This is a genomic window from Leekyejoonella antrihumi (assembly GCF_007845645.1).
Taxonomy (GTDB): domain Bacteria; phylum Actinomycetota; class Actinomycetes; order Actinomycetales; family Dermatophilaceae; genus Leekyejoonella; species Leekyejoonella antrihumi.
The window spans coordinates 21,781-35,643 of sequence record NZ_VCQV01000044.1 but is presented as its reverse complement, the minus strand read 5'-3'; the positions used below and the strand labels follow the sequence as shown (position 1 = coordinate 35,643).

Below are 13,863 nucleotides of genomic sequence, written 5' to 3'. Positions count from 1 at the left end.
CACCCACCCGGACGACCCCAAAAACCCGCCGTTCTAGTCGTAACGCTCAAACGGCAGGAAACCCCGCTCAACTGGCCGGAAAATTAGCGCTCAAACGGCCGACATCCAATTGACAAAACACAGCGGCGCTGTAGAGATCCTCTGGCGGTGGCGGTGGCACACAATGGCGGTGTGCAATCGGTCGAGGTCATCGAGGCTCTGGAGACTCTGGATCTTGCCGACGTGCGTCACTGGGTCGAGGGCGGCTGGGGCGTCGATTCCCTGGTCAGCAGGTGGCGCAGCTCGTTGTGGACAGCTGACCCTTGATCACGAAAGACCTCGATTCGTTCAGTCTTCGCTGCATCTCGGCACCGGCCTACGCCTCAGCGGAAGGTCTGCGTGATCTCCTGCCGGTCGCCGCCCACCACGACATGCCCCACTGCGCCGTTGACGAAGCACAGGTAGGGCGGGACATGGCCGAAGTCCATGTCCATGATGACGGGCACCCCGAGGTCGCCCACGGCATCCAGGACGGCATCCTGCTGGGTGAAGCCGCCGGAGGCCGGCGCGCTGGTGCGACCCACCAGAATCGCGTTGGCGTGGTCGAACCAGCCGGCCAGCCGCATCGCGTGCAGGGACCGGCAGATGGTGAAGGCCTCCTCGTCGGCCGCCTCGACATACACCAGCAGCCCCCCTTCGAAGTTCCTGCCAAAGGTGCGGACATCCCCGTAGGTGGTGCCGGCCAGCAGGCCCACGGTCTCGATGCACCCACCGATCAGCCGGCCACTCACCTCGATCCGGTCGCCGCCGCGAAGCATCCGCCACCGGCCCGCCTTCGGAAGGGGGAAGTCGGTGATCGCCGGATCCGTCTCCCACGGGTCGAAGTGCGTGCGGTAGCGGCCCGGCGAGTACTGCGTGAACGACGACGGTCCCGCCGCGACCTGCCACCAGGGCAGGATGCCCGCCGGGCTGTCGTAGGGCGTGTCCATCAGGTTCTGCCCGTGGATCGTGGCCATCCCAGTGCGCAGCGTCAGCGGCAGCAGCCAGGTGGAGGTGTCGGAGAAACCGACGCACCAGGTCGGCTCTGCGGCGGCGATCGCGTCGTAGTCGAGCAGGTCGACCAGATCATGAGTCGTGCCGGCCCCACCCCACGGGGGAATCACGGCAGCGATCGACGGATCGGTCAGCATCGCCTGCAGCTCGTGCGCCCGCTGCTGCTTCGGGGCGGACACATGGGAGGTGGCTTCGATGCAGTCTCCGACGACTACATCGAAGCCACGATCACGCAACCACTGGACACAGAACTCCAGTCGTGCCCAGTGTCGCGGCGCCACACCGGCGGACGGTGCGGTGACCCCAATCCGGTCGCCGGGCTGCAACGGGCGGGGATAACGAATCTGCATGAGGACATGAGACCACGCGGGACTCGTGGTGGGCATCCGAGATGTCGCCCGGCATCGAACTGAAGGCCGCAAACCTTGACCAAATCCAGAAGGTTTTGACACCCCATGTTGCAGGTTTCCGAACTAGGTTGACCTGCATGCCCGGACCGCTCACCGGGGCCACGGGCACACCCACTCGTGGTCTCGGCCATGACTTCCACCTGCTCGCGGTGGGTCAGGGCCTGTCCTGGCTGGGAAGCACGTTCCAACCGATCGCGCTCGCCGTCGCCATCCTCGGCTCCGGCAGGTCGGTCAGCATGCTGGGCATCCTGCTCGCCGTCCTGGTCGCCGCACAGATGCTGTGGACCCTCGTAGGAGGGGTGCTCGCGGACCGCTTCGAGGCGCGTCTGGTGATGATCACCGCGGATCTCACCCGCGCCGCAGCCGTCGGCGGGATGGCAATGGCGTTCGCGACCGATCACACCTCGTTGCTGCTGCTGGGCGGGCTGATGGTCGTGATGGGCACCGGCAGCGCCTTCTTCGGACCGGCAATGCGCGCCGTCAAACCCATCGTGGTGGCGCCCGATCAGCGCAAGTCGGCCAACTCCTTGCTGAGTGCCCTGTCAACCGGCAGCGACGTCGTCGGGCCGGTCCTCGCCGGCGTGCTGGTGGGCCTGATCGGGGCACCGTTCGGGTTCGCGGTCAATGCCGTCAGCTTCCTCGCCTCCGCTGTTGCCGTGTCGTTGATCAGGGTGCGAGTCGTGCGCCACAAGACCACGACAGGCCGCAGCTTTCGCAGTGACCTTGTCGTTGGCTGGCAGACCGTCCGCTCCAATGACTGGCTGGTCTGGGGCATCTTCAGCGCGGCCGTGCTGCACATCGCGACCGGTGTCCTGGTCGTCGTGGTGCAAGTCGTCGCGTTCCGCGAGCTCGGGGGTGCGCACGCACTCGGGCTGATCGCGGCGGCCCAGGGAGTCGGTGGTGTCGTCGGCAGCCTGCTCGCGATGCGGCTGCGGCCGCGGCGTCCCTTGATGGTGGGCTATCTCACGCTGTGCGCGATGCCGCTATGGATCTCCAGCTACGTCTGGTCCAGCGAGCTGCTCGTCGTGATGAGCATGGCCGCGCTCGGCTTCCTCGGGATGATCTACTTCAACATCCAGTGGGAGACCGCGATCCAGGACCACGTGCCACACGACATGATGGCCCGGGTCAGCTCCTGGGACATCCTCACCTCATTCATCGGCATGCCGATCGGCTACGCCCTGGCCGGACTGCTCACCGACAGGTTCGGGCTGAATTCGATCCTCCTGGGGGGCGCCGTGGTGCTGCTGTTCGCCGGTATGTTCCCGCTGGTTGCGCGTGGCACTCGCACCCTCGAGGCCAGGCCGACGGTGCAGGCACCGACGGTCGTCAGCCAGGAGGCCGCCTGACCCGGTCAGATCTCGTAGGTCATACCGGCCGCGGCAACCTCGACCTCGCCGGGCCAGACGGCCTTGGCCTCATCAACGCTGACCTGCACGTCGTTCCACGGCGGAATGTGGGTCAGCATCAGCCGCCGCACTCCCCCGGCGTCTACTGCGGCCTGCGCCGCGCGCCGTCCCGACAGATGGATCCCGGTCGCGCGGTCCCGCCCCTCCTGGAACGCCGAGTCGACGAGCACCAGGTCGGTGTCCCTCATCAGGACGCCTAGTGCCGGGCACGAGTCGGTGTCACCGGTGTAGCACAGAGCCGTGCCGTCGGCCTCGATCCGCATACCAAAGGCCTCAACCGGGTGGTTCACTCGCCCCGGACGCACCGTGAACGGACCCAGGGTGAACGGCACTCCCGAGACCATCCGGCGGAAGTCGAACTCCGGGTCCAGCCCGCGCGGGTTCTGGGACTCCGGCAGCGTCACCCCGTTCGCCCGAGACATCCGGGCCGCCGTGTCGGCCGGACCGTAGACCGGGATGCGCCGGGCCGGGATGCCACCGCGCGCGGGGTTGAACTTCTGCACCACGAACAGGCCGCACAGGTCGAGGCAGTGGTCCGGGTGCAGGTGGCTGAGCACGATCGCGTCGATCGCGTCCAGGTCGAGGTGGCGTTGCAGGGCACCGAGCGCACCATTGCCGAGGTCGACAACCAGGTTCCAGGTGCGCCCCTCGTGCTCGGCCCGCACCAGGTAACACGATGCCGGTGAGTCCGCGCCCGCGAAGGACCCGGAACAGCCGACGACGGTGAGTTTCATCCGCGCTCCCCCACGTGAACTCCCACGTGATGGAAGTCGTGCTGGAAGACCTGATCGAACTCCGGCCCGAGGCCGAGGAAGCGACGCGAGAGCCGACGGAACTCCTCGGTGTCGCCGGTCGTCGTGAACGAGTGCCCCGGCTCGGGCAGCGCGCCGTCCCGCAGGGCGTGCCGATCGGCCAGCACCCGATAGACATCCTTCGCGGTCTCCTCTGCGGACGAGACGAGGGTGACGCCGTCGCCCATGACGTAGGAGACCACCCCGGTAAGCAGCGGATAGTGCGTGCACCCCAGGACCAGCGTGTCGACCTGCGCGTCACGCAGCGGCTGGAGGTACTCACGCGCCACCGCGATGAGCTCGTCACCACCGGTCACACCCGACTCGACGAACTCCACGAATCGCGGGCACGGCTGGCTGAGCACTTGGAGTCGGGGCGCCGCGGCGAACGCGTCCGGGTAGGCACCGGACTGGTGGGTTCCCTCCGTGCAGATCACCGCCACCCGGTCGTTGCGGGTCGCACTCACGGCACGGCGCACGGCCGGGCGGATCACCTCCACGAGAGGCACGTCGTACCGCTCGCGGGCGTCGTGCAGCACTGCGGCGCTGGCGGTGTTGCAGGCAATCACCAAGACCTTCACCCCGTGATCTACCAGACGGTCGAGGCATTCGAGTGCGAACTCCCGCGTCTGGGCGATCGGTCGCGGGCCGTAGGGTGCGCGGGCGGTGTCGCCGAGATAAGCGATCGACTCGTGCGGAAGCTGGTCGAGCACCGCGCGGGCGACGGTCAACCCGCCATACCCGCTGTCGAAGATCCCGATCGGTGCGTCAGACACCGCACCAGAGTATGCGCGGCAGTGCGCTCCTACCAGATCGAAACGATGTGAGTCCACTCACCCCTCGTCTGGACCGCGGCGCACATAGGTGTTGGCGAGGGTGCCGATGTCCTGGATCTCCACCTCGACGCGCTGGCCCGGCTCGACCGGACCCACCCCGGCCGGGGTGCCGGTCAGGATGACATCGCCGGGCAGCAGGGTGAAGGCCTGCGACGCATGCGAGATCAGGGTCCACACGTCGTGGATCATGTCGGCCGTCGTCCCGTCCTGCACGACCACGCCGTCACGCCGGGTGACCAGTCGCAGGTCGCTGACGTCCAGGTCGGTCTCGATCCACGGGCCGAGCGGGCAGAACGTGTCGAAGCCCTTGGCCCGCGACCACTGCCCGTCCGAGCGCTGCAGGTCGCGTGCGGTGACGTCGTTGGCGCAGGTGTATCCGAAGACGACCTTCCGGGCCTCCTCCGACGAGATGTCCTTGCACATTCGCCCGATCACCACGGCCAACTCGCCCTCGTAGTGCACGCTCGTGGACTGAGGCGGCATGACCACCGGGTCGTTCGGGCCGGCCACCGCCGTATTGGGCACCAGGAACATCAGCGGCTTGGCCGGCGCCTCGTTGCCCATCTCCTTGGCGTGCTCGGCGTAGTTCCGGCCGATGCCGATCACCTTGGATCGCGGAATGACCGGCGCGAGCAGACGCACCTCATCGACCGTGGTTGTCGTCCCGGTCAGCTCGATCTTGGTGTATAGCGGGTCGCCGCTGATCTCCGCGATCTTCTCGCCTGCACCGTCGACCAGACCGAAGGTCGGGTCCTCACCCGTCGTATATCTCGCTATGCGCACGGGGTCAGCCTATCTGTCGTCTAGCCTGGTGCGGTCATGGCACAAGTGCTCTCCCCCGCGCAGTGGCAGCCGCTGCAGCAGGCCCATCAGACCCGCGTGGACCAGGCGACGTCGATGCACCGGCGGCGCCGCGCCGATGGGCGCCCGCATCCGGTGGAGGATTTTCTCTTCACCTATTACTCCCATCGCCCCGCCGCGCTGCGCCGCTGGCATCCGGGAGCGGGTGTGCGCCTGGCGGAGGCGCCCAGCCACGCCGACTGGAGGTTCTATGCGGATGCCGACGGCGCGGCATACGTCGACGTCGGGGCGTTTCTCGCAGCGCGCAGCGACACCGTCGTCTTTGTGCGCGACCTGCTGCACGCCACGCTGGCCCGGCCGGCACATCTCGGCTGCTTCGGGCTGCACGAGTGGGCGATGGTCTACGACACGCAGCAGGGCGGCGTCCGGCACTCCGACTGGCCATTGCGACTCGGCCACGACGGCACCGACGACGTGGTTCGCTCGCACACCGTGAAGTGCTCGCACTTCGACGCCTTCCGGTTCTTCACCGAGTCGGCCCGTCCACTGAATACGGTTGCACCCACACGAGATACGCAGGTCGCCATGGAACAGCCCGGCTGCCTGCACGGTGGCATGGACGTCTACAAGTGGTGCTACAAGCTGACGCCGATCGTGCCGAGTGATCTGACGATGGATGCCTTCGACCTGGCTCGCGAGATCCGTGGGCTCGACATGCGCGCAGCGCCCTACGACCTGCGCGAGCTCGGCTATGAGCCGATCCGGATCGAGACAGCCCAGGGCAAGGCCGAGTATGTGCGCCGGCAGCGGGAGTTCTCCCAGCGAGCAAACACGCTGCGCCGCAGGCTGATCGACGTGTGTGACCAGATCCTTCCCCGCTGAGAGGCATACTTGTCCGCCGAGCGGCCTACCTATTTGGTATGCCTCTCGATGGGCTTGTATGCCTCTCGGCACGTCAGCGGGGCGTGACTCCGCGGCGCAGCAGGCCATAGGTGAACGAGTCGACCAGTGCGGTCCAGCTGGCCTGCACGATGTTGGGTGCCACTCCCAGCGTCTGCCAGGTCTCGCTACCGTCGCCCGTCTCGATGAGCACCCGCGTCGTGGCGTCGGTGCCGTGCGCCGCGTCGAGGATGCGCACGCGAAAGTCGATGAGCTCCAAGTCGTTCAGCTCGGGGTATGCCGTGGCGAGCGCGCCGCGCAGCGCATGGTCCAGGGCGTTGACCGGGCCGTTCCCCTCACCGGTGGCGACCGCTCGCCCTCCACCGGCGTGGAGCTTGACCGTGGCCTCGGACACCGACTCCTGGCCCGGCCGGGATTCGGTGATGATGCGCCATGACTCGGTGTCGAAGTAGCTGGGTCGCTCGCCTGTCACCTCCTCCCGCAGCAGCAACTCGAACGACGCGTCCGCCGCGTCGAATGTCCACCCTTCCTGCTCCAGGCGCTTCACCCGCGCGACAACCCGAGCCACCAGCTCCGGTCGGCCGGACAGGTCGTAGCCCAGCTCGCGAGCCTTGAGCTCGATGCTCGCGCGTCCCGCCATGTCCGAGACCAGCGTCCGCATCGAGTTGCCGACCAACGACGGGTCGGTGTGCTGATAGAGGTCCGGGTCCACCTTGAGGGCGCTGGCGTGCAGACCTGCCTTGTGCGCGAAGGCGCTCACCCCCACATACGGCTGCCGACTGTAGGGCACGACATTGGTGACCTCGCTGATCGCATGGCTGAGATGCAGCGCCCTCGCCAGGCGTTCGGGGTCGACGACCGCACGGCCCTGCTTCAGCTGCAGGTTACTGACGACAGTGACCAGGTCGGCGTTGCCGGTGCGCTCGCCGTAGCCGTTGACGGTCCCCTGAACGTGCATCGCACCCGCATCGACCGCCGCGAGGCTGTTGGCCACCGCGCATCCGGTGTCATTGTGACAGTGGATCCCCAGGAGAGTGTCCGAGTCGGTCAGCACCTTGGCGACGACGTCGCCGACCTGCGGTGGAAGCATTCCCCCGTTGGTATCGCACAGCACGACCACTGCCGCACCGGCCTCCGACGCCGTGCGCACGACCTCCATCGCATACCCGGGGTCGAGCGCGAAACCGTCGAAGAAGTGCTCGGCGTCGAGGAATACCGTGCGCCCTTGCCCGGCCAGGAAGCTCACGGTGTCGTGGATCATGGCGAGGTTCTCGTCAAGGGTTGTGCGCAGCGCGTCGGTGACGTGCGTGATGTGCGACTTGGCCACGAGGGTGACAACGGTTGTCTGAGCATCGAGCAGTGCGCGCACCTGCGGGTCTTCCGCGGCGACGGCACCCGCGCGCCGGGTCGAGCCGAACGCGGCCAGGGTTGCGCAGGTCAGGTCGAGCTCACCCGCTGCGCGCCGGAAGAACTCGGTGTCCTTCGGGTTCGCCCCTGGCCAGCCGCCCTCGATGTAGCCCACACCGAGCGCGTCGAGGTGGCGGGCAATGGTCAGCTTGTCGGCCACCGAGAGGTTGAGCCCCTCTTGCTGGGCGCCATCGCGCAGCGTGGTGTCGTAGACATGGAAGTCGGTCATGGCATGCCTGCCCGTTCGCTCGAATCCGGTCGGCCCGGCCTGCAGGGTGGAGATCACGCACCCTGCAGGCCGGCCGAGTGTGGCCGCTGTGGCACTGGGTCCTGCTGACGCCTGTCCGCCGCTCGCCTCGGGCGGGGATGCTGCCCGGGAACGAAAAAACCTCCCGAGGTAACGGGAGGTTGCGCGCCGGACAGAAAGTCCGACGCGCTAGTCGATAATCGTCGCAGCGGTGGTAGCCGCGAACCCGAAGTGCATCACGCCTCACACCCTGCCGCATCCGTCCGCAAAATGGCACCACCGTCTCAACATGTGACGCGCGCTCATGCACGAACCGCGGATCATTGGACCGGAGCCAGCCTCTCGATCACCTCGGCCACTCCGTCGTCGTCATTGGCTGCGCACACCCGATCGGCCACCTTCAGCACATCCGGATGTGCGTTGCGCACGGCGTAGGCCGTGCCGGCCCAGGCGAGCATCGGCAGGTCGTTCGGCATGTCACCGAACGCCCAGACGTCCGAGGCAGCCACGCCGAGCTCGCGACACCAGTCCTGCAGCGCCGCAGCCTTGGTCACTCCCACGGCCGATATCTCTGCCAGACCCCCGACCCCGGAGAAGGCGACGACGGCCCGGTCACCGACCACTTGCGCTACCCGCTCGAGGAACTCGTCCTCAGCGAGCACCGTGCCGCGCGCGAGCAGCTTGCCGACGACCAGGGTCCGTGGCAGCTTGGTGATCGGGGCGACCAGCACGTCAATCGGCACATCTTCCGGGTGCAGCTCGGGATACTGCGGCTCCGCAAAGAACCCGCCGGCATGCTCGACGGCCAGCCCGATATCCGGCACGGCCGCGCGAAGGTCTGACACCAGCTCCTGGACGAGATGGTGGTCGATTCCGTGCTGTTGCAGCACAACCCGTCGGCGCACGTCATACACGAACGCGCCGTTGGCGCAGATTGCCACACCGTGCGGCCCGACCAGATCGGTCAGCCCGTGCAGCCATCTCGGTGGCCGCGCCGTCACGAGCACGGACTGAATGCCGATCGCATCGAGCCGCTGCCAGGCGGCAACGGTCCGCGCGGAGACTGTGCCGTCAGTGTGCAGCAGCGTCCCGTCCAGGTCGCTGGCCACCAGCCGTGGCCGGCTCATCACGACGTCAGGCGAGCCGGGTCAGCCAGCCCAACTCGTCGTCGACCTTGCCGAGCTGGAGGTCCAGCAGAGTCTGCCGAATCCTGCCTGCCACCGGGCCGGCGTCGTCGCTGGGGCCGAAGGAGACTTCGCCGCCATCCCAGAGCAGACGGTGCACCGGGGTCACCACTGCCGCCGTGCCGCAGGCGAAAGCCTCGGTGATCTCACCGGACTCGGCACCCTGACGCCACTCGTCGATGTCGATGCGCCGTTCCTCGGGCTGTAGATCCAGGCCCTTGGCCAGCTCGAGGATCGACTTGCGGGTGACTCCCTCGAGGATCGACCCCGACAGTGCAGGAGTCACCAGGCGGCCGTCCTTGTAGACCAGGAAGATGTTCATCCCCCCGAGCTCTTCGATCCACTTCTGCTCGATCGAGTCCAGGAAGACGCTCTGGTCGCAGCCGTGCTCGGACGCCTCGGTCTGCGCCGCGAGGCTGGCGGCATAGTTGCCGCCGCACTTCGCCGAACCGGTGCCGCCGATGCCGGCCCGGGAGAACTGTTTCGAGATCCACAGTGAGATGGGCTTGAGACCGCCGGAGAAGTAGGCTCCCGCCGGAGAGGCGATCACGCAGTAGGTGACCTTTGCCGCGGGACGAACCCCCAGGAACGCCTCGGAGGCGAACATGAACGGTCGCAGGTAGAGGCTCTCCTCGCCGGCACCGGCGTCCGGCACCCATGCCTGGTCGACCTGCAGGAGCGCCTTGAGCGACGCCAGGAAGTCGACCTCCGGCAGCTGCGGCAGCGCGAGCCGCGCGGCACTACGGGCGAACCGTCCGGCGTTGGCCTCGGGCCGGAAGGTCCACACGGAACCGTCGGCGTGCCGGTAGGCCTTCATGCCTTCGAAGATCTCCTGCGCGTAGTGCAGGACTGCGGCACTCGGGTCCAGCTGCAGCGGGCCGTATGCCGTGACCTTGGCGTCGTGCCAGCCGTCGTCCTTCGTCCAGGTGATCTGCACCATGTGATCGGTGAAGAACTTGCCGAATCCCGGCTTGGCAAGAATCGCCGCACGGTCCTCGTCACTGACTGGGTCGGGACGCTGATTCACCGTGAAGGTCAGGGGGTTCGCCATTTCTCCTCCTGGGCTGTGGCGGGATGCTGAGGGCTCGATCTGGGTGTGATCGATATCACCGCTCAGATTACGCCAGCGGCAATCGCATCCCCCACCTGCGTCGTCGAACGCACCTTGTCGCCACGTGAGGCCAGGTCGGCCGAGACCGCGTGCTCCACCCGGCGCGCCTCGTCGTGGCGGCCCAGGTGCGCGAGCAGCATCGCGACCGACAGAATCGTCGCCGTCGGGTCGGCCTTGCTCTGGCCCGCGATGTCCGGCGCGGAGCCGTGCACCGGCTCGAACATGCTGGGGGTCGTGCGGTCCGGGTTGATGTTGCCGGAGGCGGCCAGACCGATGCCTCCGGTGATCGCCGCGGCCAGATCGGTCACGATGTCGCCGAAGAGATTGTCGGTGACAATCACGTCGAACCGGCTCGGGTCCTGCACCAGATAGATGGTTGCGGCGTCGACGTGCGCGTAGTCGGTGGACACCTCGGGGAACTCCTGGCCGACCTCCTCCACGGTGCGGCGCCACAGGTGCCCCGCATACGACAGCACGTTGTGCTTGTGGATCAAGGTGAGGTGCTTGCGCTCCCGCGCCTGTGCCCTGGCGAAGGCATCCCGCACCGCCCGCTCGGCACCGAATCGGGTGTTGACGCTCACCTCGGTGGCCAGCTCGTGCGGCGTACCGACCCGCAGCGCTCCCCCGTTGCCGGTGTAGGGGCCCTCGGTGCCCTCGCGCACGACGACGAAGTCGATGCCGTTCGGTGCGACCTTGGCGACGTCCAGCGGGGTCGACACTCCGGGGAACAGCCGCGCCGGGCGCAGGTTGATGTAGTGGTACAGCTCGAAGCGGATGCGCAGCAGCAACTGGCGCTCAAGCACCCCGCTGGGCACACTCGGGTCCCCGATGGCACCGAGCAGGATCGCGTCGTGACCCCGCAACTCTTCGAGCACCGTGTCGGGCAGCGTCTCCCCGGTGCGGTGCCAGCGCCGGGCGCCCAGGTCGTAGTCGGTCGTGGAGACCTTGGCACCGGAGACGGCCTGCAGGACCTTGAGCCCCTCGGCGACGACTTCGGGGCCGATGCCGTCGCCTCCGATGACGGCCAGGTTGATGCTGTCGCTGGATGCGGGCGCGCCGCTGGTGCCGGAAGTCATGTCGTCAGCGTAGGACGGCGTCTTGACATGTGGTATCTCAGTCTCAGAAGACGGACGCCCGAGGTTCCACGATCGCAGTGGATGGCACCGCACACGACATGAAGGTCAACCTTCAGCGCGCGGTGGTGGCCGCTTCCGACGCTATAGCGGGACTTTTCGCCAACACCGGACATGCAGCAGGGCCCCGACCAGACGATCGGGGCCCTGCTGTGAGTTCGGAGTGCGTCAGTCGCGCAGGTCCATGGACTCCTGCAGTGCGCGACGTGCGTCCAGCTGCTCTTCGGTCATGGGGATCAAATCCTTCGCTGCGCCGGCAGCGGCCGACACGATCGAGTGGTTCAACGGGGTGAGTCTGGTCGGCGCAACGCGGGGTCTCCGCGACGAGCTGCCGACCTAAGAGGACTCGTCGCGGCGCCGAAGGATGAGAAAGCGTCGCGTCATGACCTCAACTGTAGAAGGAGATGTCCACGGTCCGAAACCCGTTTCCCACATCATGAGACGTCTGCTTGCGCGAATCGGGCAGCTCTGCCTGCCACCCGCACCCTGCCGCGACCTCTATGATTACTGCCCAGTACAGTCGTGCGGCCACCCCGATCGCACTCCCGTCGAGCCAAAGGTCTCCGCCACTTCGTGACGACGTATGCCAACCGGCCCCTGACCCACAGGCAGGCCTCCTCCCGTCCGGTGAAGAAGCACCGGCCGGCGCTGGACGGTGTGCGAGCCCTCGCCATCTTGCTGGTGATGGTCTTCCACGGCACGAACAGCCTGCCCCAGGGCGGCTTCTACAGTGTCGATGTCTTCTTCGTCCTGTCCGGCTACCTCATCGCCGGGCTGCTGCTGAAGGAGCACCGCAAGTGGGGCAGTCTCGACCTCACCAGCTTCTACATCCGCCGGGCCCGCCGGTTGCTGCCTGCGTTGGTCGCCGTCGTCATCGGCATCACGCTGATCTGCCCGCTGGTCGTCGACCAGACCGCCATGTCGACCATGCGCTCCGACGGCCTGGCCACCTTGTTCTACTACGCCAACTGGCACTTCATCTCGACCGACCAGTCCTACTTCCAGGCGTTCGGCGATCCATCCCCCTACCGGCAGATGTGGACTCTCGCGATCGAGGAGCAGTTCTACATCGTCCTGCCGCTCACCATGCGCTTCCTCCTGCGAGTCACCGCCCGCAACCGGCGGGCGCTGCCCTGGATCCTGTTCGCGCTGGCCGCCATCTCGGCGCTGTGGATGGCCCACCTGTTCACCCCCGGCCAGGACCCGTCCCGGATGTACTACGGCACCGACTGCCGCGCCCAGGACCTGCTGCTCGGCTCGGCGCTCGCGGTCTGGATCTCCATGGCCGACCGTCGTCGCCTGACCCGTGACCTGCGCAAGGTGACCGCGGTCGGGGTGGCAGGCGCCCTGACGATGGTGGCCTTCTTCCTGTTCATCAGTGACTCGAACCCGTTCACCTATCGCGGCGGCTTCTTCGTCTTCGTCCTCGCGACCTGCGCAGTCATCGCCGTCGTCGAGCTGGACCAGGACGGACCGGTCGCAAAGCTCTTCGGCTACCGGCCGCTCGCGTGGGTCGGCAAGATCTCCTACGGCCTCTACCTCTGGCACTGGCCGATCTTCGTGATGATCAGCCCGGCTCACACCAGCCTGAGCGGCATCCCGCTGTTCGTCGTGCGGTTCGCCGTCAGCTTCGCCCTCGGCACCGTCTCGTTCTACCTGCTGGAGGAGCCGATCCGCCGGCACGGCCTCAAGCGCTGGTTCGGCCGCACGGTGGGCATCATCTCCGGGTATGCCGTGCTGCCCCTGACCGCGATCCTCGTCCTGGTCGCGACCTCCTCCGTGCAGGCCAACCCGCTGATCAACGCCAAGACGGGCACCACCGCGGACACCGGCAACAGTGACACCCAGGCCAAGCAGCGGGTGCTCATCGTGGGTGACTCAGTGGGCTTCTCGGTCGGCCTGAACTTCCCGGGCCACGACTACCCGAACACCGCCATGACCGGTCACACCATGCTCGGATGTGGCACGGCGGTGCAGTATCTCGCGTTCAACGGGAAGCCCCAGCCGGGCGGCGCGAACCAGGAATGCAACGATCCCTTCCAGAACTGGAGCGCCTACGTCAAACAGACCAAGGCTCAGGCCGTCGTCTGGTCACTTGGCGGCTGGGACGTCTTCGATCACGTGATCAATGGCAAGGTCATGAAGGAGCAGAGCCCGGCCTATGCGACCTATTTCCGCTCCCGACTGGAACAGGGCCTGAAGCTGCTGGGCCCGAACGTGCAGGTCGTCATCCCCAACGTCCCGTGCTACAACCAGCCCCAGTATGTGGTGGGCGGCGAGAATCTGGCGCCGAGCCGCAACTCTCCGCAGCGCGCCGCCGCGTTGAACAAGATCCTCGCCGGGTTTGCCTCCGCGCACCCGCACCAGGTGCACATCTTCAACGTCGCCGAGCACGTGTGCCCCGGCGGCAAGTTCACCGAGAACCTGGACGGTGTGAAGGTCCGCGACGACGGGGTGCACTACACGACGGCCGGCGCCAAGCTCTTCTGGAAGTGGATCATGCCCACGCTGAACCAGGTCACCGGCGAGGACGCCCAGAATAAGGCCTCCCCCGCGGCGGTCGGCTGAGCGCGACAGGCCTCCCGCGAGAAAGTCCTCGTCA

Annotated in this window: 12 protein-coding genes; 4 read left to right on the top strand and 8 right to left on the bottom strand. The window is 67.2% G+C overall.

Going from position 1 to position 13,863, the window contains the following annotated elements; all coding sequences use genetic code 11:
* The first annotated feature begins 147 nt into the window (after positions 1–147).
* The gene (locus FGL98_RS25560) at positions 148–306 is read left to right on the top strand and encodes a nucleotidyltransferase domain-containing protein (protein ID WP_186526307.1); all 159 of its coding nucleotides are present in this window, start codon (positions 148–150) and stop codon (positions 304–306) included.
* A gap of 56 nt (positions 307–362) precedes the next feature.
* Here FGL98_RS25560 and FGL98_RS21770 read toward each other — a convergent pair whose 3' ends face one another.
* Positions 363–1,382, bottom strand: coding sequence for a S66 family peptidase (locus FGL98_RS21770; protein WP_146320470.1), 1,020 nt, complete (start codon positions 1,380–1,382; stop codon positions 363–365).
* Positions 1,383–1,519: 137 nt separating this feature from the next.
* On the opposite strand from FGL98_RS21770, the gene FGL98_RS21765 reads away from it, so the two are divergent.
* Positions 1,520–2,791, top strand: coding sequence for an MFS transporter (locus FGL98_RS21765; protein WP_186526306.1), 1,272 nt, complete (start codon positions 1,520–1,522; stop codon positions 2,789–2,791).
* 5 nt (positions 2,792–2,796) lie between these two features.
* Here the strand turns inward: FGL98_RS21765 and FGL98_RS21760 are convergent, their stop codons facing one another.
* Genes FGL98_RS21760 through FGL98_RS21750 form a run of 3 tightly spaced genes read right to left on the bottom strand, consistent with a single transcriptional unit; the run spans position 2,797 to position 5,261 of the window.
* Positions 2,797–3,585, bottom strand: coding sequence for an MBL fold metallo-hydrolase (locus FGL98_RS21760; protein ID WP_146320466.1), 789 nt, complete (start codon positions 3,583–3,585; stop codon positions 2,797–2,799).
* Positions 3,582–4,418, bottom strand: a complete 837-nt coding sequence (gene murI / locus FGL98_RS21755; protein WP_146320464.1) for a glutamate racemase — start codon at positions 4,416–4,418, stop codon at positions 3,582–3,584. The genes FGL98_RS21760 and murI overlap by 4 nt, the downstream gene beginning before the upstream one ends.
* Positions 4,419–4,475: 57 nt before the next feature.
* Positions 4,476–5,261, bottom strand: coding sequence for a fumarylacetoacetate hydrolase family protein (locus FGL98_RS21750; protein ID WP_146320462.1), 786 nt, complete (start codon positions 5,259–5,261; stop codon positions 4,476–4,478).
* 36 nt (positions 5,262–5,297) lie between these two features.
* On the opposite strand from FGL98_RS21750, the gene FGL98_RS21745 reads away from it, so the two are divergent.
* Entirely contained in the window at positions 5,298–6,161 is an 864-nt protein-coding gene (locus FGL98_RS21745) for a 3-methyladenine DNA glycosylase (protein ID WP_146320460.1), read from the top strand.
* Positions 6,162–6,234: 73 nt separating this feature from the next.
* On the opposite strand, the gene cimA is transcribed toward FGL98_RS21745, so the two are convergent.
* The 4 genes from cimA to FGL98_RS21725 form a co-directional block, all read right to left on the bottom strand.
* Complete coding sequence (gene cimA, locus FGL98_RS21740; protein ID WP_146320478.1) at positions 6,235–7,815, bottom strand: citramalate synthase; 1,581 nt, start codon at positions 7,813–7,815, stop codon at positions 6,235–6,237.
* 338 nt (positions 7,816–8,153) lie between these two features.
* Positions 8,154–8,960 (bottom strand): HAD family hydrolase, encoded by an 807-nt coding sequence (locus tag FGL98_RS21735; protein WP_146320476.1) that lies wholly within the window; start codon positions 8,958–8,960, stop codon positions 8,154–8,156.
* 7 nt (positions 8,961–8,967) lie between these two features.
* A complete protein-coding gene (locus FGL98_RS21730; protein WP_146320458.1) occupies positions 8,968–10,068 on the bottom strand; it encodes a branched-chain amino acid aminotransferase in 1,101 nt (366 codons plus the stop codon).
* A 62-nt stretch (positions 10,069–10,130) separates the two neighbouring features.
* Complete coding sequence (locus tag FGL98_RS21725) at positions 10,131–11,204, bottom strand: 3-isopropylmalate dehydrogenase (RefSeq protein ID WP_146320456.1); 1,074 nt, start codon at positions 11,202–11,204, stop codon at positions 10,131–10,133.
* A 630-nt stretch (positions 11,205–11,834) separates the two neighbouring features.
* Between FGL98_RS21725 and FGL98_RS21720 the strand changes: the two genes are divergently transcribed.
* Complete coding sequence (locus tag FGL98_RS21720) at positions 11,835–13,829, top strand: acyltransferase family protein (protein ID WP_146320454.1); 1,995 nt, start codon at positions 11,835–11,837, stop codon at positions 13,827–13,829.
* The last annotated feature ends 34 nt before the right edge of the window (positions 13,830–13,863 follow it).

Excerpts from the sequence above, each read along its gene's own strand:
- FGL98_RS21770 (WP_146320470.1), bottom strand. The coding sequence starts at position 1,382 with ATGCAGATTCGTTATCCCCGCCCGTTGCAGCCCGGCGACCGGATTGGG.
- FGL98_RS21725 (WP_146320456.1), bottom strand. The coding sequence starts at position 11,204 with ATGACTTCCGGCACCAGCGGCGCGCCCGCATCCAGCGACAGCATCAAC.
- FGL98_RS21765 (WP_186526306.1), top strand. The coding sequence starts at position 1,520 with ATGCCCGGACCGCTCACCGGGGCCACGGGCACACCCACTCGTGGTCTC.
- FGL98_RS21735 (WP_146320476.1), bottom strand. The coding sequence starts at position 8,960 with ATGAGCCGGCCACGGCTGGTGGCCAGCGACCTGGACGGGACGCTGCTG.
- FGL98_RS21730 (WP_146320458.1), bottom strand. The coding sequence starts at position 10,068 with ATGGCGAACCCCCTGACCTTCACGGTGAATCAGCGTCCCGACCCAGTC.
- cimA (WP_146320478.1), bottom strand. The coding sequence starts at position 7,815 with ATGACCGACTTCCATGTCTACGACACCACGCTGCGCGATGGCGCCCAG.
- FGL98_RS21745 (WP_146320460.1), top strand. The coding sequence starts at position 5,298 with ATGGCACAAGTGCTCTCCCCCGCGCAGTGGCAGCCGCTGCAGCAGGCC.
- FGL98_RS21760 (WP_146320466.1), bottom strand. The coding sequence starts at position 3,585 with ATGAAACTCACCGTCGTCGGCTGTTCCGGGTCCTTCGCGGGCGCGGAC.